Consider the following 21726-nt stretch of genomic DNA (forward strand, 5'->3'; position numbering starts at 1 on the left):
TCACCGGGGCGTCGTCTTCGGTGCCGGTGTTGGTGTCGTCGATCGCAACGACCGGGTCGTTGACCGCGGCGATGCTGATCGTGACGGTGCCGGTCGAAGAGCTCACTCCGTCGGAGACGGTGTATTCGAACGAGTCGATGCCGTTGAAGTTGAGGCCGGGGGTGTAGGTGTAGTTGCCCTCGGCGTCCAGGGAATACGTGCCGCCGTTGGTGGTGGTGCCACTCACGACTGGTGTGACGGTGAGGGTTTCGTCGGTGCCGTCGACATTCTGGTCGCGGTCATTGGTCAGCACGTTGCCGGTGACCGGGGCGCCGTCTTCGGTGCCGGTGTTCGTGTCGTCGATCGCGACGACCGGATCGTTCACGGCGGCGATCGAGATCGTCACCGTACCCGTGGCGGTAGTGGTCCCGTCGGAGACGGTGTATTCGAACGAATCAGTGCCGTTGAAGTTGAGGCCGGGGGTGTAGGTGTAGTTGCCCTCGGCGTCAAGGGAATACGTTCCACCGTTGGCGGTGGTGCCGCCCGCGACCGGTGTGACCGTGAGGGTTTCGTCTTGGCCGTCGACGTTCTGGTCACGGTCGTTGTCCAGGACGTTGCCGGTGACCGGGGCGTCGTCTTCGGTGCCGGTGTTGGTGTCGTCGATCGCAACGACCGGGTCGTTGACCGCGGCGATGCTGATGGTCACCGTGCCCGTCGAAGAGCTCACTCCGTCGGAGACGGTGTAGGTGAAGCTGTCTTCACCGTTGAAGTTGAGGCCCGGGGTGTAGGTGTAGTTGCCGTGCGCATCAATGGAATACGAGCCACCATTGGCGGTGACGCCGCTGACCGGGCTGACGACCAGGATCTCGTCGGGTCCGTCGACGTTCTGGTCGCGGTCGTTGGTCAGCACGTTGCCGGTGACCGCGCCAGCATCTTCAACACCAACAGCGATGTCGTCGACCGCGGTGATCGGATCGTCAATCGCGGCGATGCTGATCGTGACCGTGCCGGTCGAGAAGCTCGCTCCGTCGGAGACGGTGTAGGTGAAAGTGTCGTCGCCATTGAAGTTTGTGGCTGGGGTGTAGGTGTAGTTGCCTTCGGCGTCGATGGTGTAGGTGCCGCCGTTGGTGGTGGTGCCGCTGATCTGGGTGACGGTGAGGGTTTCGTCGGTGCCGTCGACGTTCTGGTCGCGGTCGTTGGTCAGCACGTTGCCGGTGACCGGGGCACCGTCTTCGGTGCCGGTGTTGATGTCGTCGATCGCTACGACCGGGTCGTTGACAGCGGCGATCGAGATGGTCACCGTGCCGGTGGCGGTGGTGGCACCGTCGGAGACCGTGTACTCGAACGAGTCGGTGCCGTTGAAGTCGGGCGCGGCCACATAGGTGTAGTTGCCGGCCTCATCGATGGTGTAGCTGCCGCCGTTGGTGGTGGTGCCACTGGCGACCGGTGTGACGGTGAGGGTTTCGTCGGTGCCGTCGACGTTCTGGTCGCGGTCGTTGTCCAGGACGTTGCCGGTGACGGGGGCGCTGTCTTCGGTGCCGGTGTTGGTGTCGTCGATGGCGACGACCGGGTCGTTGGCCGCGGCGATCGAGATGGTGACGGTGCCCGTCGAAGAGCTCACTCCGTCGGAGACGGTGTAAGTGAAGCTGTCTTCACCGTTGAAGTCGGGCGCGGCCACATAGCTGTAGTTGCCGGCCTCATCGATGGTGTAGCTGCCGCCGTTGGTGGTGGTGCCGCCCGCGACAGGGGTGACGGTGAGGGTTTCGTCTTGGCCGTCGACGTTCTGGTCGCGGTCGTTGTCCAGGACGTTGCCGGTGACCGGGGCGCCGTCTTCGGTGCCGGTGTTGGTGTCGTCGATCGCGACGACCGGATCGTTCACGGCGGCGATCGAGATGGTCACCGTGCCGGTGGCGGTGGTGGTGCCGTCGGAGACCTCGTAGGTGAAGGTGTCTTCGCCGTTGAAGTTGAGGCCGGGGGCGTAGGTGTAGTTGCCGGCTTCATCGATGGTGTAGCTGCCGCCGTTGGTGGTGGTGCCACTCGCGACGGGGGTGACGGTCAGAACCTCGTCGGTGCCGTCGACGTTCTGGTCGCGGTCGTTGTCCAGGACGTTGCCGGTGACCGGGCCCTGGTCTTCGGTGCCGGTGTTGGTGTCATCGATCGCCACGACCGGGTCGTTGACCGCGGCAATGGTGATGGTCACGGTGCCGGTGGCGGTGGTGGCGCCGTCGGAGACCTCGTAGGTGAAGCTGTCTTCGCCGTTGAAGTTGAGGCCCGGCGTGTAGATGTAGTTGCCCTCGGCATCAACCGAATACGTTCCACCGGTGGCAGTCGTTCCGCTAGCCACCGGGATAGCGGTCAGGGTCTCGTCGGTGCCATCGACATTCTGGTCGCGATCATTTGTCAGCACGTTGCCGGTGACCGGGGCGCCGTCCTCGGTGCCGGTGTTGGTGTCATCGATGGCCACGACCGGATCGTTGACCGCGGCGATCGAGATGGTCACCGTGCCCGTCGAAGAGCTCTCGCCGTCGGAGACGGTGTAGGTGAAGCTGTCTTCACCGTTGAAGTCGGGCGCGGCCACATAGGTGTAGTTGCCAGCCTCATCGATGGTGTAGCTACCACCGTTGGCGGTGGTGCCGCCCACGACGGGGGTGACGGTGAGAACCTCGTCGGTGCCGTCGACGTTGTGGTCACGGTCGTTGGTCAGCACGTTGCCGGACACCGCACCCTGGTCTTCGGTGCCGGTGTTGGTGTCATCGATGGCCACGACCGGATCGTTGACCGCGGCGATGCTGATGGTCACCGTGCCCGTAAAAGAGCTCACTCCGTCGGAGACGGTGTACTCGAACGAATCTTCACCGTTGAAGTTGAGGCCCGGCGTGTAGGTGAACGTTCTGTCCGGGTTCAGGACCAGCTCACCGTTGGTCGGACCGCTGCTCACGACGATGGTCACGGGATCGCCGTCGGCGTCGCGCACGTTGATCGTGCCCGAGGCGACACCGTCCTCGTCAACCGCGACGGTGCTGTCCTCTGCGATGGGGGCATCGTTGACCGGGTTGATAGTCACCGATATTTGCGCGGTACCAAGCCCGCCCTGGCCGTCGGCGAAGGTGTACGTGTAGGCCGCCTGACCGGAGACATCGGCCGCGGGGGTGAAGGTGAAATTGCCGTCCTCGCCGATGACGAAATCGCCGAAGGCGTCGCTGATGTGGTCGGCGATGACGGTCACCGGATCGCCGTCGACGTCGGTGATCCGGTCGATCACGTTGCCGCTGACGGGCTGGTCTTCATCGGTGACTACCGTGACGGCCTCACCCACCGGCGCGTCGTTGATCGCAGTGACGCTGATCGTGGCGATCACCGGTGCGCTCGACAGCTCGCCATCTGAGGCGATGTAGGTGAATGTGTCGGTCCCGTTGAAGTTCTCATGGGGTCGATACACAAAGGATCCGTCGGGGTTCAGGACCACGACACCGTTGGAGGGCCCGTCCACCAACACCGCGGTCAGGGGCGAACCCTCGACGTCACTGTCATTGGCCAACACGCCGTCGCGGACAGTGATCGTCAACGTGCCGTCTTCGTCGACGGTGTAGGTGTCGTCGACGCCGACGGGTGCGTCGTTGACCGGGGTAACCGAAATCGTCACGATTGCAGGGCTGCTCGTGGCAGAGCCGTCGTCCGCGGTGTAGGTGAACGAATCGACGCCGTTGAAGTTGAGGCCCGGCGTGTAGGTGAATGAACCGTCGGCCTCGATCACCACGGAGCCGTGCTTGGGGCCGGTCTCCAACGTCGCCGAGAGGGAAGCCCCGTCGCGGCCACTGTCGTTGGTCAGGACGTTGCCCGACAGCGGGGAGTCCTCAGGGGTGGTGAAGGTGTCGGGTTTGGCTACGGGCCCCGCGGTGGCGCTGGTGCCGACGCTCACCGTCACCGTGGCACGGCTGTTGTAGTGGTGGTGCCACCCGATCTTGCTCAGCAGGCCGTGGAAGTGGGGACGGCCGTGCTTGTCGGTGACCTCGACGGTGAACTGATCGGTGCCGGTGAAACCCTCATCGGGGGTGTAGGTGAAGGTGCCTGTCTTCTGGTCGACTGTCACCGTGCCGTGCAGGGGCCCGCCGGCTTGGCCGCGGCCGGGTACCAGGTAGGTGATCTTGTCGCCGTCGCTGTCGTGCGCATCGAAGGCAATCGGATCGTTCGCCTCGCCCGACCCCGGGACCAGCGTCACCTCCTGCCGTTTGATGACCGGCGACCGATTGAAGAAGGTCCGGTTGATCTCGTTGCGGATCCAGCCCAGCACCACCCAGAGCAGCGGTGGTTGCGCGGGGTCGATCGGACCTGGGGCGAGGAACGGTGTGAGGAGCTTTCCCACGAACACCGTCACCGCATCAACGATCGCTCGTGGAATCTCGATGAAGAGCGTGGTCAGCGGGTCGACCGGGACGTGGTGGAAGGTGTGGGTGTCGGTGGATTGCTCCTGGTCCACCTGGGTGGAGAACACCAGCGGCTCCGACGACGTCGTCTCTTCGGAAGCCTCGGACTCGATGTCAGGGCCGGAGGCCGTCGTGTCGGGTTCGGGACGCGCGGAGCGCTCTGCCGCGTCGTCTATCGATGTGGTGAGTTCCAGCGATTCGTCGGTCGGTCCTCCCCCCGGAACGACCGGAGCGTTTGATCCTGTCGGTTCCTCGGGCACCGCGGTGGTGTCCTCGGGGGACACCTCTTCGGTAGGTTCGATCTCGGAACCTGTCTCGGCGACATCCTCGGTGACGTCACCGATTGTGTCGTCCTCGACATCTTCGGGGAGTGCGTTCTCGTCGTCGTCGAGTGCGTCCTCGTCGATCGAGATCTCGGTGGCGTCGGGGTCGGAGGTGTCCGTCGTCGGAGAATCAGAGATCGACGGGATGGCGGCCGGGTCGTTCGAGTCGTCCGTGCTCGGCGTCGTGTCCCGGGGGGTCTCGCGGGTGGTGTTGGCGTTCGAGGTCTTGTCCGAGGACGTCTTGTCCGAGGACTCAGACCCGGTGTCTGCGCGAGCCACGCCGAGCCCGGGCCCGGTTGTCATCACGGCGCCGACGCCGAGGGCGACCGCCAGGGCCCCGACGCGGCCGACGTAGCTACCAGAAGTCGCGAACGTCATCTTCGCCGCAGGGTCGATGCGGAACGTGGGGTAGACGGCCTGCGTCGCCGCGTTGCGCCTGGTCTTGCGGTGTCGTGCACCGCCTCGACCGGACCCCTGAACCCCCGCAGACATCGCACCCACCCTTTCGCTGGATCGGCACTCTCGCGTCGCTGTCTGACACCCCGGTCCGTTGGGATGCCATCGGCCACTGCTATTACCACCGCAAAATTTACGTCATCGAAGTAAAATTCGCCACAGTTTTCTTTGCAAGGGTCAATATTTGAGGCAAAGCTCAGAAAACCACAGGCAGACGCATGTGCAGACGACCTGCGGACATGTTGCGAAACTGCAGGACCGTAATTTGCGAGTATGATGTGAGCCACAGGTACAGGAACCGGTGTGAACACGCACACACATGCCTTTCGGCCCCTTGACGATGCAGCTGAAAGCCCGCACGGTGTACACATGTTCACTGAAACGCTCACCCGGATGCGGCGCACGTCCCTGCTGGACCTTTTGACCGGTCCGCACGGCGTGGACCGCTACACGGAGTTGCTCGATCCCACCTGGACCCGAGGTGATGCCCGGGCTCGCGTGGTGGCTGTGCGACGCGCGACGCCGCGCAGCGTGACGCTGACCTTGACGCCCAATCGCGCCTTCCACGGCTTCCGGGCGGGGCAGCACATCAATCTGTCGGTCGAGATCGACGGACGTCGTCACACCCGGCCCTACTCGCCGGCCAACGCCGACACCGAACGGCACATCGAGCTGACGATCGGCCGACATGAGGGCGGCCTGGTCTCGACCCACCTGTTCGAGCACGCCCGCCCCGGCATGGTCGTCGGGCTCGACTCCGTCGGCGGTGACTTCACACTGCCGGCGGCGCCGGGACGCGTCCTGTTCGTCTCTGGAGGCAGCGGCATCACCCCGGTGATGTCGATGCTGCGCACGCTGCATACGCAGCGGCACGGCGGCGACACCGTGTTCGTGCACTACGCCCGCTCGTCGCGGGAGGCGTGCTACCGCGAGGAGCTGGCCGCTATGGCCAAGACGATGCCGAATCTCACAGTCTCGCACGGCTTCACACGGGACCGTGCGGGTTCCGACCTGCCGCCGCGCTTCGAGTCCATGGGTGACTACGACAGCGTCTTCGTGTGCGGACCACCAGCGTTGGTGGACGCAGTCCGCGACGCATACCCGCACGCCCAGTCGGAATCCTTCGTCCCGCCGGTGTTCGACGGCGAAGCATCCGGTGGTCGAGTCACCTTTGCCGACAGCGACATCGGCGTCGTCGACGACGGCCGCCCTCTGCTCAACCAGGCCGAAGACGCCGGCCTCAACCCGGAAAGCGGTTGCCGCATGGGGATCTGCTTCTCCTGTACTCGACGCAAGACCAGCGGCGTCGTCCGCAACGTCGTCACCGGCGCGCTGTCAGCTCCCGACGCCGAGGACGTCCAGATCTGCGTCTCCGCACCCGTCGGCGACGTCACCCTCAACCTCTGAACCCACTCAACGAACGGAGTCATCATGACTGCACCGTCGATCACCCAAACCCAGGCCCGCACTCTGACCAAGACGGTCGCGGGCCAGACAATCACCCTGACCCCCGAGCAGGCCGACGCGTTCGGCCGCGAGCTCGATGCTCTCAAAGAGAGCATCATCGCCGACCTCGGTGAGCGTGACGCCACCTACATCCGGCGAATGATCAAGGCGCAGCGCACACTCGAGATCGGTGGCCGGGCAATTCTTTTCCTACCGCCGCTGTGGCTTCCAGGCACTCTGATGCTGGGCTTGAGCAAGATCATCGACAACATGGAGATCGGCCACAACGTCATGCACGGCCAGTACGACTGGATGCGTGATCCGGCGATCTCCAGCGGAGGCTTTGAGTGGGACACCGCGTGTCCGGCCGCTCAATGGCGCCACTCGCACAACTACATGCACCACACCTACACCAACATCGTCGGCCTCGACCGCGACATCGGCTACGGCATTCTGCGGATGAGCTCTGATCAGCGGTGGCGGCCGTACTACCTCGGCAACCCGGTGTATGCCTTCCTGTTGATGGTGCTGTTCCAGTACGGGGTGGCGCTGCACGAACTGGAGAGCGAGAAGATCGCTGCCGGTGAGATCACGCTGACCGACAAGCGCGACATCCTGCGCGAAATTTGGAACAAGACCAAGCGCCAGACGCTGAAGGACTATGTCGCCTTCCCGCTGCTGGCCGGCCCGTTCGCGCCGTGGGTGTTCACCGGGAACATGACCGCGAACCTGATGCGCAACGTGTGGGCGTACATGATCATCTTCTGCGGGCACTTCCCCGAGGAGGTGCAGGAGTTCTCGATCGAGGAGACGAAGGCCGAGAGCCGCGGCCAGTGGTACTTCCGCCAGGTCCTGGGCTCGGCCAATCTGACCGGCGGCAAGCTGTTCCACATCCTGTCCGGGAACCTGTCATTCCAGATCGAGCACCACCTGTTCCCGGACATCCCCGCATTCCGGCACGCCGAGATCGCACCCAAGGTGCGCGAGATCTGCGAGCGCTACGGAGTGCCCTACAACACCGGGCCCCTGCCGCGACAGTTCGCGACCGTGGTGCGCAAGATCTTCAAGTTCGCCCTGCCGTTCTGACGTGACCCCCTGAGACGGGGGGTAGGTCTTGTGGCCCGGGCGTCGGCATGATGGGGTGTCCCAGGGTCGGCTCCACTGTTTGGGAGGAATGTTCATGCGTGCTGCGCTAGCGGCGATGACTGTGATGGCTGCGGGTGCTCTGGGTGGCGCCGGGATGGCGTGGGCTCAGCCGGCGACGCCGAGCGCGGGCGAGCTGACCTCGGAGTTGCGGCAGGTACTCAACACGGGTGCCCCGACCGCCGAGCGGGCAGCCAAGCTAGCGGGCGGCGATGCGGCCGTGCCGACGGCAGACAACATCGCCAACCGGCTGAACTCCTACGGCGGCATGGTCAACTGGCAGGTGCAGAACCCTGTGCTGAACGGTGACCAGCTCGACGCCCAGATCGCGGTCACCATCCCGCTCTTCGGCACCAAGACCCACAACATCTACTGGGTGAACCAGGACGGTGCGTGGAAGCTGTCGAATCCGTCGGCGTGCGTCATCGCCCACGACGTGGCCGGCGTCGACTGCACGGTCTAGTCTCCGGCCGGAATTGCATTCCGGCAGGCCACTACTCGCACTTTCGCTGCCTGAATGCAAGCTGGGCGGAACGTCGGCGCCGCAATCTAGGCGGGCCGACCGCGCCCGGAACCTAGGCGGACCGTCGAACGCGGGAACGGGAGCGGACGTACGACGGGATCTGGATCGTGCCGTGCCAGCCGCGAGCACGCATCGAGCGCTCGAGTCGCCGCAGTACGACTACGGGATCGTCCTCTTTGACGACGCTGACAACGTCCCACCGCAGCCGCGCGAGGATGGGTAGCACGCGCCGATCCTTGAGATATTGCTTGCGGTCGGACTGGTGCTGTTCACCGTCGTACTCGAAGGCGACCAGATAGTCCTTCCAGCCGAAGTCGAGGGTGCGCACGTAGGCGCCGAAGTCGTCGACGACGGTGATCTGGGTGGCGGGTGTGGGAAAGCCGGCATCGATGACGAGCAGTCTCCAGAAGCTCTCCTGCGGCGAGGCCGCTCCGCCGTCAACCATGGGTAGCACGGCTTTGGCACGGGCGACACCGTGTGCACCGCGGTAGCGCTTCGCCAGCATGATCGCGTTCTCAATGAGGTATGGGCGCGCGTTCATCAAAGCGTCCAGGCGGGCCAGAGCCTCGAAGCGGGGACGGAACCGAGCCAGATCCAACGCGGTGCGCGTTGGGGTGGTGACGGGTATCCCGGCGATCAGTTCCCATTCGTCTTCGGCGACGCGCTCGTTACGGGCGATGACACCCTGAGGTGGCCGAGGGCAGTTGTGGATCAATTCGACGTCGAGGTCGTTGCTTATCCAGCGTGATCCGTGCAGCGCGGCCGCGGCGAGACCCGTCACGATGCCCCGTCGTCGCGACCACAGCCATGCGGCCAGTGCACGGTCCTCAGCGCAGAGCGTCGCCCCACGAGGAGCGTGCACGTTGGGAAAGACAGGGCGATGCCAACGCTGCAGTTCATAGCGTGTGACGATGCCTTGCGCGACGGCTTCGGTGCCGATGAAGATATCCCCCATGGAGAAGATCGTGCGCATCGCGTCCGACATCTTCACCCAGATTGCATCCAAGCAGGAGAAGTGCGAGTAACGGCCTGCTGGAATGCAATTCCGGCGGGGGCGGGAAGTTAGCGCTGGCAGGTGGGGCACCAGAAGGTGTTCCGGTCGCCGGTGCGGTCACCCTCGATCGTAGTTCCGCAGCGTCGACACGGTTTGTCGTCGCGTCCGTACACCCAGATGTCCTGTCCGCCACGGGTATTGCCGGTGGTGGTGCGGTTGACGCGTAGCCGGTTGAGCCACAGCATCTGCTGTGCCCGATGCACCAGTCGCAGCGGGTCGCCGACCTCACCCACAGCCGTCGACGGCCGCAGTCCGAACACGAAGCACAACTCGTTGGCGTAGACGTTCCCGACGCCGGCCATCACCCGCTGATCGAGCAGCGTCTCGGCCAGCGGCCGTGACGGGTCGGCCATCAGGTTCGCGGCAGCGACGTCTGGGTTCCAGTCCGGGCCCAGCAGGTCCGGTCCCAGATGCGCGACGGCCTGCATGTCGGTGGCCCGGTCCAGCACCTCGAGCACACCGAGATCCACGCCGGAGGCTCGGGAATCGGCGGTCTCCAACACGATCCGCACCTTGTACGACGGCACGCGTACCCGACCGATCACCCACGCACCGTCCATCTTCAGATGCGAGTGGATGCTGGCCGCGCCGACTCGGATGAACAGATGCTTGCCGCGGCTGAGCACCTCGTCGACCACCTGGCCGCTCAAGTCCACCGCGGCAAAGCGCGGCACGCGAATGTCGCAGCGGGTCAACGTCTTGCCCTCCAGTGCCTCCCGCAGTTTGGCCGCCGCGCGGAAGACAGTGTCGCCTTCGGGCATCAGCGCAACCGCAGCCCGCGCGGGGTGCGGGAGAACCCGGCATTCACCAACGACTCGGCCACCAGCGAGTCACGCTGCTCGAGCACCGGCACCCCGTCGACCCGTTCCACCAACAATCCCGGGACCCGTTGCCGCGTCACGAGTTCCGCCAGCGCAGCGCCTGCGGCGTTGTGCACCTCGGCTTCGGAGGCGAAGCTCAGCAGCGACTTGCCGCCGCGTTCGACGAACCAGGCCAACTCGCCGTCGACGAGGACGACGAGCGCGCCCGCTTTGCGTCCGGGCCGGTGCGCGGTTTCGGTGGAACTGTCACGGGTGGGCCACGGCAGCGCGGCGCCGAACGGGTTGGCCGGGTCGGTGGCTGCGAGGGCGACCGCTGCGCGGGACTGTTGTTCGTCGTCGATGCTGTCGGCGTAGCTGCGTAAACGGTCCACCGTGCTGGCGGTCGCAAATTGTGCCCCGCCCAGCGATTCGACGAAGTAACCCCGTTGGCAGCGGCCGGCCTCCTCCATCGTGGTGAGCACCTTGTACATCGCGGCGAATCCGCCGGGGATGTTCTCGGTGGCCACCGCGCCCTTGGTCAACACCCCGTGGCGCGCCAGCAGTTGGTCGGCCTGGTAGTGGGCGCGCACCGTGGTATCGGTCTCCGGCTGGGGCAGCAGCGACCAACGGCCGGCGACGGTCGGGTCGGTGTCGCGGTGCGCGCCCAGGCCCGCCGAGCTGAGGCTGTAGCGGCTCAGTCGTGGTGCGCGTCGGTGTCGGTGCGACGGGGCGGCCGCGCGGCGCGGACCCGATGCCCGGGTACCGGCCAGCAGGGCGCGCACCGGCGCGAATGTGTCGCCGCCGACATATCCGGCCCAGATCAGTTCCCACAGTGCGGCTTTCAGCGCTTCGGCACCGACTCCGTCGATCGACAGTTGCCGGAAGAAATACGCCCCGCCACCACTCAAGGCGTCCAGCACCGCGCGGTGCACCTCGGTCAATTCCAGCTCTCCGACCTCCGGCAACGACAGCGCAGCGGTGTCCGCCGGATGAAACGCCACCCAACCGTCGGAGGACGACAACGCCCCGACGCCCGACCACAACACCTCCCCGGAGGCCAGCAACTCGTCGAGCATGCCGGGCTGATAGTCACGCACCCGCTGCCCGAAGATCAGCGGCTCGACCGCCGACGCCGGCACCGGCACCCCGGCCAACTGGTCGATGACCGACGCCAACCCGTCCACCCCGGACACGGCCTCACCGCCGACGAGCTGCCAGGACGGCAGGAAGCGACCCAGCGCTGCGGCGCTGACCGGCTCGATCTGCGCCCGCAGCGCAGCCAGGGAGCGGCGGCGCAGGATGCGCAGCACCTCGGTGTCGCACCACTGCTCACCCGAATCCACGGCGATGTCGGCGAATTCACCGCGCATCAGCTTGCCGTCGGCCGCCAGCCGGCCCAGCACGTCGGCGGCCACCCGGATCCCGAGTCCGAACCGCGCCGCCGCATCGACCGTCGTGAACGGTCCCCGGGTGCGGGCGTAGCGGGCCAGCAGTTCACCCAGCGGGTCGACAACCGGTTCGAGGAACGCCAGCGGCACCCCGACGGGCACCGCGACCCCGACGCCGTCACGCAACCGGCCGATGTCCTCGACAGCCGCCCACCACGACAGCCCCGCATACGACACCGGCAGTGCCCGCTTGGCGGCCAGCAGCCCCTCGAGCCAGCCGCCGACATCGTCGACGGTGCAGCGCTCCGCAATCTCGTCGGGAGTGAGCGGTCCCAACAGCCGCAGCAGATCGGCGACGCCCTCGGCGTCGCGCGCCGCGCGCTCCGGGGTCAGGTGCTGCAGCTGCCGGGTGGTCGAGGCCATCACGTCGGGGTCGAGCAGCTCGCGCAGTTCGACGCGGCCCAGTAGCTCGGCCAGCAGGGTGGGATCCAACGCCAGTGCCGCGGCGCGCCGTTCGGCCAGCGGGCTGTCGCCCTCGTACATGAACGCGCCGACGTACCCGAACAGCAGCGACGCCGCGAACGGTGACGGAGTCGGCGTCTCGACCTCCAGGATCCGGACCCGGCGCTGCGCCACCCGTGCCATCAGATCAGTCAGCATCGGCACGTCGTAGACGTCCTGCAGACACTCGCGGACCGCCTCGAGCACGATCGGGAAGTCCGGATAGCCCTTGGCCACGTCGAGCAACTGCGCAGCCCGCTGCCGCTGGTGCCACAGCGGGGAGCGCTTGCCGGGGTTGCGGCGCGGCAGAAGCAGTGCGCGAGCGGCGCATTCGCGGAACCGCGATGCGAACAGCGCCGAGCTGCTGACCTCGGTGGTGACCAACGGCTCGATCTCGTCGGGCTCGAAGACGAAGATGTCCGCGCCGGGTGCCACATCGTCGGTGTCGGGCAGCCGGACGATGATGCCGTCGTCGGAGGCGGTCGGCTTCTCGTCGATGCCGTAGCGCTCGTAGAGCCGCTTGCCGACGGCCAATGCCAGCGGCCCGTGCACCCGTAGGCCGTAGGGGGAGTGCAGGATCACCCGCCAGTCACCGAGCTCGTCGCGGAAGCGTTCCACCACCAGCGTGGTGTCCGACGGGACGGCCGAGGTCGCGTCACATTGCTCGGAGATCAGCTGCCACAGATTCTCCACCGCGAACGCGTCGAAACCGACTTCCTCACAACGCTGTTCGAACTCTGGGCGGTCCAGCCGTGCCAGCTCACCGGTGAAGGCGCCGATCGCTGCTCCCAGTTCGGCGGGACGGCCCACACCGTCGCCGCGCCAGAACGGCAGCCGCGCCGGTTCGCCGGGGGCGGGGAGCACCAGCACCCGGTCGTGGGTGATCTCGGTGATCCGCCAACTGGTGGCGCCCAGCGAGATCACGTCGCCGGGCCGGGACTCGTAGACCATCTCCTCGTCGAGTTCGCCGACGCGAGAGGGGGTTTCGGTGGCCAGGAAAACGGTGAACATCCCGCGGTCGGGGATCGCGCCGCCGGAGGTGACCGCCAGCCGCTGCGCACCGGGCCGGGCGGTGAGCGTGCCGTTGTCGCGGTCGTAGACGATGCGGGGCCGCAGCTCGGCGAAGTCGGTCGACGGATACTTGCCTGCCAGCAGATCCAGAGTCGCTTCGAACGCGCTGCGCGGCAGCGTCGCGAACGGCGCACTCCGCCGCACGGTGTCGAACCACGCGTCCGCGTCGACCGGTTCCAGAGCGCACGCGGCCACGGTGTGCTGGGCCAGCACGTCGAGCGGGTTGGCCGGAACTCTCATCGTCTCGATCTGGCCACCCAGCATCCGCTGCACGCTGACCGCACAACCGATCAGATCGGTGCGGTGCTTGGGCAGCAGCACGCCTTGGCTGATCTCGCCGACCTGGTGGCCCGCGCGGCCGACCCGCTGCAGGCCGCTGGCCACCGACGGCGGCGTCTCCACCTGGATCACCAGATCGACCGCGCCCATGTCGATGCCCAACTCCAGGCTCGACGTCGCGACCACAGCTTTGAGGCGCCCACTTTTCAGCGCGTCTTCGACCTCGGCGCGGGCCTCCTTGCTGACCGAGCCGTGGTGGGCGCGCGCCAGCACCGGTTCGGCACCGAAGGTCTGGCCGCTGCCCATCAGGTGCGCCGGTGCCCCGCCGGCGACGGTCGGGTTGTGGGACCTCAGCTCGACCCCGGTGCGTTCGGCGTGAATCTCGTTGAGCCGCGCCGTCAGACGCTCGGCCAGACGGCGGGAGTTCGCGAAGACGATCGAGCTGCTGTGCGCTTCGATCAGGTCGACGATGCGCTCCTCGACGTCGGGCCAGATCGAGTTGTTCTCGAGATTGGCCATGTCGGGCACCGGCACCTGGACCGCGAGGTCGAAGGTCTTGGCCGCCGGCGGGGCGACGATGGTCGTCGGCGTCGTCCCGGACAGGAACCGGGCGACCTCCTCGGGTGGGCGCACCGTCGCCGAGAGACCGATGCGCTGGGCGGGCCGCTCCAGTAGCGCATCGAGCCGTTCCAGAGACAACGCCAGGTGTGCGCCACGTTTGGTGGCTGCGACGGCGTGCACCTCGTCGACGATGACCGTCTGCACCCCCGACAACGTGTCGCGCGCGGCGGACGTCAGCATGAGGAACAGGGACTCCGGGGTGGTGATCAGGATGTCGGGCGGCTTGCTGATCAGCTCGCGTCGCTTGGCCGGCGTCGTGTCGCCGGAGCGCACCCCGACACTGATCGCGGGCGGGGTGACGCCGTTGCGTTCGGCGATCCGCGAGATCCCCGTCAGGGGGGTGCGCAGGTTGCGTTCGACGTCGACGGCCAGAGCCTTGAGCGGCGAGACGTACAGCACCCGCGTCGACGGTTCGGTCCGCGGCTCGCGGGCCAGGCCGTCGATGGCCCACAGGAACGCGGCCAGCGTCTTGCCGGACCCGGTCGGGGCGATGACCAGGGTGTTGTCGCCGTCGGCGATCGCATCCCAGGCTTGGGCCTGTGCCGCGGTGGGCTCGACGAACGTACCCGCGAACCACTCGCGCGTGAGTGCGCCGAATCGCGACAGCGAAGACATGCATCCATGGTGCCCGCGCGGTCTGACATCCACTCCGGACCACGACGTAAACCGCGAATCTTTGATCCGCTAATTATTTGGGTACCTAGGATGGCGGATGCGACAACAGAAGCTGCCCTGACGGGCATGACGGAACGAAAAGGAGCGATACGTGTCTCACAAGATCTTCGCCAAGGGTGTCCTGGCGGCGGCCGCCGGTTGCGGTGCGGTGCTCATCGGCGTCGCGGCGCCCGTGTCCGCCCAGCCCGCCCCGCCCGCCCAGCCCGGCTGTTCCGCGGGTGACATGGCCAAGGTCATGTCCGGTGTCGCGAACGCCAAGGGCGATTACCTGCTCGCGAACCCGCAGGTCAACGATTTCTTCACCTCGCTGAAGGATCTCCCGAAGGAGCAGAAGAAGGAGTCCATGAGGACGTATCTGGACGCGAACCCGCAGGTGAAGGCCGACCTGGAGGGTATCCGTCAGCCGGCCAAGGACTTCAAGAACCGCTGCGGTGGCGGTCACGGTGACCATCACAGCTAGTAGCTGAGCGCGCCACCCCGGTCACCGCCTCGAGAAAATCCTCGTCTGTGCAGGTAGACGGGCATAAACTCAGCGGGTGGTAGCGGGAGACTGGCGTCCTCGTATTCCGGCCGCCACGATGGCTCGGCCGCGTATCGCGGACCGGGTCATCGGGCGGCCGGACATTCTTGCGCGGTTGACGGCGGCCACTGAGAGGCTCATCACCGTCACCGCACCTGCCGGCTACGGCAAGACCACCGTGGCCGCCCAGTGGGCCGACGCCGATCCGCGACCGTCCGCTTGGATCCGCATCGATCACCTCGACAACGATCCGGTGCATCTGTTGTTGCACATCGCCACCGCCGTGGCCGGTCCCGACGGCGCCCATCAGGAGCCGGTGAACTATCTGCGAGCGCCGGGCCGCGATCTGTTCATCCACCTTCTTCCCGCGGTGATCCAGATTCTCGAACAGCGGAGCGACGTCGTCCTCGTGCTCGATGATGTGCACAAGCTGACATCGACCGACGCCGTCGCAGTCCTGGGGGCGTTGCTCGACGCGACACCGGTATCGGCCACCACGGCGCTGCTGAGTCGGTGTCGGCTACCTCTGAACGTGGCGCACCGTCGGATGCAGGAGGACGTGCTGGCAATCGACGCCGAGACCCTCCGTTTCACCGACGAAGAGACGGCCGAAGTCGTCGAGTCCATCCATGGAGCCTGTGATCCGACGACGCTGGCGACTGTCGTCGATCTCTGTGAGGGCTGGGCCGCCGGGGTGGTTCTGACGGCGATGGCGCTGCGCGACGGCGCCTCGGTGGACACGCTGACGGGTCGGCACGACGTCATCGTCGATTACATGGTGCAGGAAGTCATCGACCGACTGGACTGCGATGTGGCGACGTTCCTCACCGAATCCGCTGTGCTCGAGACGTTTACCGCCGAGCAACTCGATGCGGTGCTGGGGCGCGCGGACTCGGCCCGGATGCTCGAACTGCTGGTGCGGTCGGGCAACCTCTTCCTGGTCTCACTCGACCGGGAACACCGTTCCTACCGCTACCACCACCTGTTCGCCGATGTTCTCCGTAACCGGTTGCGCGACATGTCCCCGGATCGTTACCGCGAGTTGGCTTCTCGCGCAGCCGATCTCCTCGAAGCTTCCGGCGACATCGACGGCGCGTTGATCTACGCCGTCGCGGCGGGGGACCGGGCACGCAGCGCGGCGCTGGTGGGTCGGGAGGCGGTGCGGCTGGGTTTCGACGGTCGGGCCGGTGTGCTCGCTCGCCGGTTGGCGATGCTTGATGCCCGAACATTCGTCGAGTGGCCGGATGCCGCGGTGGCACAGGCGTGGCTGGGGGTCGTCGAAGCCGACGCGGAATTGATTCAGCGATCACTGATGGCGGCGCTGCGCGCCGATCGAGGGCGCCCCCTGGCCGACGGTACGCCGTCGGTGAAAATCGCCGTGGCGCTCGTCAGTTCGCTGGTCGGTGGCGGAGGCGTGCGGGAGGTGGTCAGACAGGCCGACGTGGTGTGCGCTGCCGGCGGCGCGCTGATGAATCCGTGGTGGGGCGCAGCGACGGTGATGAAGGGTGCAGCGGAGTCGATGTTGGGGCGGGTCGACCGTGCCCGCGTACTGCTCGAATCAGCGCTCGCGTCCATCGAGGATCTCCCGGGTTTTCACGCCGCCGCGTTGGCGCACCTGGCGCTCCTTGACCTCGGTGCGGGCGAGGACGAGTGGGCGGTGCAACGCAGCGACGCCGCAAGGGCTCTGGTGGACAAGTTCGAGTTGCGCGACGTCGTGCCGATGGTGGTGGTGTACGCCACCAATGCCGCCATCTCCGCGCGGCTCGGGGACGAGGCCGCGGCCCGCGAATCCGTCGCCGTCACCGAGAAGTTGCTCGGCAGGCTCGATCATCTGGCGGCCCGCACCGCGCTGCTGAGTCACGGGCTGCTGGCGTGGACCGGCACGGTGCTGGGGGATCTCGACCTTGCGCGGCGGCATTTGGACGCTGCCGAGCGTGCGCGGCGGCGCGAGCCGGATGCGGTGGCTCTCGTGCAACGCGTCGAGCGGGTGAAGGCGATGCTGGCCGGCGGCGTCCGACCGCTGACCTCCGCGGAGTTGCGCCTGCTGCCCTACCTGGCCACGAACATGTCTTTGCAGGGGATCGCCGACGAACTGGTGGTCGGACGTGAAACCACCAAGAGTCAGGCCGCATCGATCTACCGCAAGCTCGGGGTGTCCTCGCGCGGGGACGCCGTGATCGAAGCCCGCAGAATCGGTTTGATCAACGACACGGTGTGATCAGTTGCTCGGCAGCAGCGCCAGGTTCTGCCACAGGCGGTGCAGGCTAGGGGAGGCACCGAACAACGTGGTGAAGTGGGTGGAGTCGATCAGCACGATGTCGCCGGCGCGTTCCCCCTCCGGTGGAAGCCAGATCACCGCGTTGAATTCGCTGTTCCCACCGGTAGTGAAAGGGTGGGGTCGGTGCGGGTCGACGGGTTGGCGAGCCAGCACCCGCAGACCCGCGCCCTCGGGTGCGGTCAACTCGTAGTGGGGGAGATGCTGGTGAAAGCTCAGATTGGACACGCCGTCGAGCAGCCTGATCTCGTCGAAGTCGCCGAAAGCGTTCAGCGGTACGGGATCACGGGTGCCGGGAACTGTGGCCGGACGCAGTCCCCAGGTGTTGTGTACCGGTACGCCCAGCGCGCGCATCAGTGAGCGGGTGTAGCGGCTGAAGCGCTGTTGGCGGGGCACCAGCGGATCGCCGTGGTGTTCGTATTCGATCTGCCGCTGTGCCAGGTCGTCGGTGAACCCGACGTCATGGTGCGGCGCCAACAACAGGCAGGTCCCGCTGCGCCGCAACCAGTCCCGAATCGCATCGATTTCCTCGGTGTCCGCCTCGAGTCCGCACCCGAGGTGATCGAGGCCGAAGACCATCACCGTGTCGGCGTCGGCGAGCACCCGCTCGTCGAGGGGCTGTCGGTAGCCGGCTTGATCGACCCGTTGGAACACCGCGACCGGATGCCCCGTGATCTCGGCGGTGAGATCCTGGAACGTCAAGGTCGAGCGGTGGAAGAGTTCCAACGTCCCGGCGACACCCTGAAGGAAGCGCGAGGAGTCGAATTCCGGTGTCTCGTAGGCGGGGTAGACGGCGTTACGCACCTCGGTGATCGTCGAGAAACGGTTCGACATCAGGGTGGGATCGCGTTGGGCCTCCCACGGGTAGCTCCATGTCCAGTAGATGGAGACCCTGCGACGCCCGTCTGTCGGACGGGCCACGTGAGCCTGGTTGTACGTCCGGGCCGCCGGTGTCATCGATCGCCTCCCTGACCGGCCAGGTAACGCAAAGCGCGCAGACCCGGCATGAAGAAGTACGCGCCGCCCCGCAGTGTGGTGAACGCGGGAATACCCTTGTGAACCTTGCGGATGGGCCGTTTGGGGACGGTGAAGTCCAGCGCACCGTCCTGTGTTCCACAGATGGGGTCGTGCTCGTTGTCGAGTTCGTGGAAGGTCTTGTCGTTGATCCACACGTTCTGGGCGAACTCGAACTGGCGGATGAGGCTGGCGCAGATGATGAACGCCGCGATCCCGCGGTCGACTCCGTCGTCGGGGGCGCCGTCGGGCAGCGCCGGACCGTAGGTGGCGCCCCGCCGGATCATTCTGTGCCGGTTCATGTTATGCGCCGTGTCACGTGGATTGAGCCGACGGGCATGTGAACCCAGCGGACATGCATACCCGAAGGGGTCCATCTCCTTGTAGTTGAAGTCGTTGTTGCGCTGCGGGTCCGCGCCGAGTTCGGGGTCGTCGGCAGTGGGCGCGAGGACCAGCGGTGCGCCGCTGCGCCAGCGGCCCATGAATTTCGCGGCGAGAAGCTCCTGCTCCTCGGGGGTGCCGGCGTTGTCGGCGAGGTAGGAGCGGAAGAGCCCTACGTGTTCCTGCAACCGACGGTAAGCCAGGTAGGTGCCGTTCCGTGAAAGGATCTCGGGCTCCGGAATCTTCGGATTCTCGGTGGCTTCGTCGGGGTAGCCCAGCAGGAACTCGCCCGGTTGCAGCGGCGCGCCGGACCCGGGGGTCGGCTCCTCACCGCTGCCCGCGATGACGGGCTGGGACAGCCGGTCGCGAAAACCGAAGTGGTCGTGGGCGTAATTGAACGGTGGATGGGCGTTGAGGTCGAGATGGGACACGCTGCGGACGCCATCGCAGCGGGCGAGCAACCGGTCGTGTTCGTCAACGCACCTGCGGTGTTCGGCGTCGTCTCGCGCGAACAGGATGGCGATGGCGTGGACGTCGTCCCCGGCCAGCCCGCCGACCCAATGTGAAGGTGCGTTCTCTCCGGTGTCGCCGAGGATGTCGGCGCGCGCGGCCATCCCCTCCCGGAACTCGTCGGGGAAGGTCGCCAGCGCATCGTCGGGGACGCCGAGAGCACGCAGTCCCGTCCAGGTGAACGCCAACGTCACCCACCGCCGGGAGGCGTCCATGGTCTTGCCCACCTCGGCTGCGGACTGCGCGCACGGCAGCAGCTCCGAAAGCCAGGCTCGGCCGCCCTCGGGACTGTCGAACGTCACGAACTCGTAGCGCCCCGTCATGGCCGGGGTGCGGGTCAGCACCAGGTGCTGGATGTCGTCGACTTCGAGGGTCACTGCATCTGGTCGAGCATGTCGGAGAACGCAGCCTTCAGCCGCAGGGCCTTCTTGATTTCTTCCGCGGTGACGTACGGGTACTCGCCGTACTCGAGGAAGCTCGGGACGTGGTGGTCGCGGACGAACTTGATGAAGGCGTCCGGGTTGGTCTGCCAGTCCTCGGGAAAGCCTTCCAGGTTGGTGAACACCGTGGTGATGCCGGTGGCGCTGAACAGGCGGATGGCGTCCTCGGTGTACTTGTCGAAGTCGGTGTCGAAGATGCCCTGATACTGGAAGTGCAGCCCGGATCCGACATCGAAAAGCACCCAGCGAAGATAGTGAAGTCGTAACGGGGCCAGCACATCCGGGCTGGCCGCTACGGCCTCCTCGATCTGGCGGCCGTAGGCGCGCACCGCTTCTTCCCGACCCTCTTTGACCTTCGCGATGATCGAGAACCCGTAGCAGGCGGGTGTGCGCGGGAAGACCGGTCCGTAGCGGCCGCGCTCCAGCTCGAAATACCCCTCCGGCGGTATCGCCTGCGCCGCCGGTCGGCTCCAGGTTTCGTGTGCGGCCATCGCTGCTCCCATCGCGTCGCGAGGATGCTAGGACGGTGTGAAAGGCGATGTCGTCCCCCGGATCGGGGGAACTCGAGCGGCGCGGGGGAACCTCTGGTGGGCCTGAGATCGCGCACGAACCGACTGCTAGGGATGAGCCGGCCGGGACACGATCCCAGGCCGATGAAGGTTACACCCCGGAAGGCCGCATCGGCAGGAGTTATAGCGACATCGTCCGCTTTCACCCGCTCTGGGGGATGTGGGACCCCCGGGATATTCCTAGGCTCGGAGCGCCTGCGCCGCGACAGGTCTGTTACGCGTATGCAGGGAAAGGACACACTCCGATGCGATTGGCGTATCTGCTTGCCGCGCCGGTCCTGGCGGCGGCCGGGGTGATTGCGACCCCCAACGTTGCGCAGGCCGACTGCACCAGCGCCGGTGGTACCACGCTCTGCTCCCAGGGGGACTCCCGCGGGTCGAACGCCGGGGGCGGGCCGTCGGGCTCGTCCGGCCCGTATGTGCCGTATCCGTGCGAGTACGACTACTACTACTGTGACGACGTCTACGGGTGGGGGATCAACCTGGATGTCGACCTGGACCGCCCGCAGGTCAACCCGCTACCCGCAGACCGGCCCAATATCGGTGGTGGTGGCGGGAACCGCGGGGGCAATCGTGGCGGGGGACGACGCTGAGAGACGGGGTTTTCCCCCAGAGTGGGGGATGTCTGATTTCTGCTCGCGTTCCTAGGGTTGATCTTGTTGGCACCGGCCCTGTCGCGGCCGAAACTGTCTGTGCAACCGTCAGTTTCACCGGGGTCACTCAACCCTTCGAGGAGTAGATGATGCGGGCACGGTACATCTTGATCGCGGCGTTGGCCGTCACGGCCCCATTCGGCTTCACCCCGGCGGCTTCGGCTGATTGCACCACCGCCGGAAACACCACGGTCTGTTCGATGGGTGGCCTCGACGACGAGGACACCGGCCCCTACACCCCATACCCCTGCCGCTACGACTACTACTGCAACGACGACTGGGGCTGGTTCATCCCCTGATCGCCCGACTGATCAAGGAGCACATCATGTTGTCTGACAAGACTTTCGCGCGACGTATGCTGATGACCGGTCTCGCGGCCGGAGCGGTGCTCATCGGTGGTGCGGCACCCGCGGCAGCGCAGCCGGCCCCGCCGCCGCCCCCACCCCCGAACTGCACGGCCGCCGATCTGGCCGGCATCATGTCGGGGATCACCGCAGCTACGTCGGCGTACCTGTTCACCCATCCGCACGTGAACAACTTCTTCACCTCCCTCAAGGACGTGCCCAAGGAGGAGAAGCGCACTGCGCTGCAGGACTTCCTCGACGCCAACCCGCAGGTCAAGGCAGAGCTGCAGGGCATCCGTCAGCCGGCGGTGGACTTCCGGGCCCGCTGCGGCTGAAA

General features: G+C 66.4%; 15 protein-coding genes. 8 read left to right on the forward strand and 7 right to left on the reverse strand.

Annotated elements, in window-relative coordinates; genetic code table 11:
• The coding region (locus ACAG25_RS23325; protein WP_370490857.1) for an Ig-like domain-containing protein at positions 1-5218 on the reverse strand (5218 nt) is incomplete at its 3' end.
• A gap of 333 nt (positions 5219-5551) precedes the next feature.
• Here ACAG25_RS23325 and ACAG25_RS23330 point away from each other — a divergent pair.
• From ACAG25_RS23330 to ACAG25_RS23340, 3 genes are all read left to right on the forward strand, one after another.
• Positions 5552-6589, forward strand: coding sequence for a flavin reductase family protein (locus tag ACAG25_RS23330; RefSeq protein ID WP_370490858.1), 1038 nt, complete (start codon positions 5552-5554; stop codon positions 6587-6589).
• A gap of 24 nt (positions 6590-6613) precedes the next feature.
• Positions 6614-7714: a fatty acid desaturase gene (locus ACAG25_RS23335; protein WP_370490859.1), complete on the forward strand. Its 1101-nt coding sequence runs from the start codon at positions 6614-6616 to the stop codon at positions 7712-7714.
• A gap of 94 nt (positions 7715-7808) precedes the next feature.
• Positions 7809-8234 (forward strand): hypothetical protein, encoded by a 426-nt coding sequence (locus tag ACAG25_RS23340; RefSeq protein ID WP_370490860.1) that lies wholly within the window; start codon positions 7809-7811, stop codon positions 8232-8234.
• 112 nt (positions 8235-8346) lie between these two features.
• Here ACAG25_RS23340 and ACAG25_RS23345 read toward each other — a convergent pair whose 3' ends face one another.
• The 3 genes from ACAG25_RS23345 to ACAG25_RS23355 form a co-directional block, all read right to left on the reverse strand.
• Positions 8347-9249, reverse strand: a complete 903-nt coding sequence (locus tag ACAG25_RS23345) for a hypothetical protein (protein WP_370490893.1) — start codon at positions 9247-9249, stop codon at positions 8347-8349.
• Positions 9250-9356: 107 nt separating this feature from the next.
• A complete protein-coding gene (gene nei2 / locus ACAG25_RS23350; RefSeq protein ID WP_370490861.1) occupies positions 9357-10109 on the reverse strand; it encodes an endonuclease VIII Nei2 in 753 nt (250 codons plus the stop codon).
• On the reverse strand, positions 10109-14623 hold the full coding sequence (locus tag ACAG25_RS23355; RefSeq protein ID WP_370490862.1) for an ATP-dependent helicase: 4515 nt from the start codon (positions 14621-14623) through the stop codon (positions 10109-10111). The genes nei2 and ACAG25_RS23355 overlap by 1 nt, the downstream gene beginning before the upstream one ends.
• Before the next feature lie 151 nt (positions 14624-14774).
• On the opposite strand from ACAG25_RS23355, the gene ACAG25_RS23360 reads away from it, so the two are divergent.
• Together ACAG25_RS23360 and ACAG25_RS23365 are read left to right on the forward strand one after the other, a co-directional pair.
• Positions 14775-15143 (forward strand): heme-binding protein, encoded by a 369-nt coding sequence (locus tag ACAG25_RS23360; RefSeq protein ID WP_370490863.1) that lies wholly within the window; start codon positions 14775-14777, stop codon positions 15141-15143.
• A gap of 118 nt (positions 15144-15261) precedes the next feature.
• Positions 15262-17421: an AAA family ATPase gene (locus tag ACAG25_RS23365; RefSeq protein WP_370490894.1), complete on the forward strand. Its 2160-nt coding sequence runs from the start codon at positions 15262-15264 to the stop codon at positions 17419-17421.
• On the opposite strand, the gene ACAG25_RS23370 is transcribed toward ACAG25_RS23365, so the two are convergent.
• Genes ACAG25_RS23370 through ACAG25_RS23380 form a run of 3 tightly spaced genes read right to left on the reverse strand, consistent with a single transcriptional unit; the run spans position 17422 to position 20314 of the window.
• Positions 17422-18435, reverse strand: a complete 1014-nt coding sequence (locus ACAG25_RS23370; protein WP_370490864.1) for a hypothetical protein — start codon at positions 18433-18435, stop codon at positions 17422-17424.
• The gene (locus ACAG25_RS23375; RefSeq protein ID WP_370490865.1) at positions 18432-19760 is read right to left on the reverse strand and encodes a Dyp-type peroxidase; all 1329 of its coding nucleotides are present in this window, start codon (positions 19758-19760) and stop codon (positions 18432-18434) included. The genes ACAG25_RS23370 and ACAG25_RS23375 overlap by 4 nt, the downstream gene beginning before the upstream one ends.
• Positions 19757-20314 (reverse strand): hypothetical protein, encoded by a 558-nt coding sequence (locus ACAG25_RS23380; protein ID WP_370490866.1) that lies wholly within the window; start codon positions 20312-20314, stop codon positions 19757-19759. Before ACAG25_RS23380 ends, ACAG25_RS23375 begins: the two co-directional genes overlap by 4 nt.
• Before the next feature lie 323 nt (positions 20315-20637).
• On the opposite strand from ACAG25_RS23380, the gene ACAG25_RS23385 reads away from it, so the two are divergent.
• The 3 genes from ACAG25_RS23385 to ACAG25_RS23395 all read left to right on the forward strand — a co-directional run bounded on the left by ACAG25_RS23385 (position 20638) and on the right by ACAG25_RS23395 (position 21724).
• A complete protein-coding gene (locus tag ACAG25_RS23385) occupies positions 20638-20985 on the forward strand; it encodes a hypothetical protein (protein WP_370490867.1) in 348 nt (115 codons plus the stop codon).
• Between the two features lie 149 nt (positions 20986-21134).
• Positions 21135-21344, forward strand: a complete 210-nt coding sequence (locus tag ACAG25_RS23390; protein ID WP_370490868.1) for a hypothetical protein — start codon at positions 21135-21137, stop codon at positions 21342-21344.
• A 26-nt stretch (positions 21345-21370) separates the two neighbouring features.
• The gene (locus ACAG25_RS23395; protein ID WP_370490869.1) at positions 21371-21724 is read left to right on the forward strand and encodes a heme-binding protein; all 354 of its coding nucleotides are present in this window, start codon (positions 21371-21373) and stop codon (positions 21722-21724) included.
• Positions 21725-21726 lie beyond the last annotated feature (2 nt).

The organism is Mycobacterium sp. pV006 (assembly GCF_041287115.1).
Classification (GTDB): Bacteria; Actinomycetota; Actinomycetes; order Mycobacteriales; family Mycobacteriaceae; genus Mycobacterium.

Bases quoted from the DNA above. Each gene is read 5' to 3' on its own strand.
- nei2 (WP_370490861.1), bottom strand. From the start codon at position 10,109: ATGCCCGAAGGCGACACTGTCTTCCGCGCGGCGGCCAAACTGCGGGAG.
- ACAG25_RS23380 (WP_370490866.1), bottom strand. From the start codon at position 20,314: ATGGCCGCACACGAAACCTGGAGCCGACCGGCGGCGCAGGCGATACCG.
- ACAG25_RS23355 (WP_370490862.1), bottom strand. From the start codon at position 14,623: ATGTCTTCGCTGTCGCGATTCGGCGCACTCACGCGCGAGTGGTTCGCG.
- ACAG25_RS23395 (WP_370490869.1), top strand. From the start codon at position 21,371: ATGTTGTCTGACAAGACTTTCGCGCGACGTATGCTGATGACCGGTCTC.
- ACAG25_RS23330 (WP_370490858.1), top strand. From the start codon at position 5,552: ATGTTCACTGAAACGCTCACCCGGATGCGGCGCACGTCCCTGCTGGAC.
- ACAG25_RS23390 (WP_370490868.1), top strand. From the start codon at position 21,135: ATGCGGGCACGGTACATCTTGATCGCGGCGTTGGCCGTCACGGCCCCA.
- ACAG25_RS23340 (WP_370490860.1), top strand. From the start codon at position 7,809: ATGCGTGCTGCGCTAGCGGCGATGACTGTGATGGCTGCGGGTGCTCTG.
- ACAG25_RS23335 (WP_370490859.1), top strand. From the start codon at position 6,614: ATGACTGCACCGTCGATCACCCAAACCCAGGCCCGCACTCTGACCAAG.
- ACAG25_RS23345 (WP_370490893.1), bottom strand. From the start codon at position 9,249: ATGGGGGATATCTTCATCGGCACCGAAGCCGTCGCGCAAGGCATCGTC.
- ACAG25_RS23370 (WP_370490864.1), bottom strand. From the start codon at position 18,435: ATGACACCGGCGGCCCGGACGTACAACCAGGCTCACGTGGCCCGTCCG.
- ACAG25_RS23365 (WP_370490894.1), top strand. From the start codon at position 15,262: ATGGCTCGGCCGCGTATCGCGGACCGGGTCATCGGGCGGCCGGACATT.
- ACAG25_RS23385 (WP_370490867.1), top strand. From the start codon at position 20,638: ATGCGATTGGCGTATCTGCTTGCCGCGCCGGTCCTGGCGGCGGCCGGG.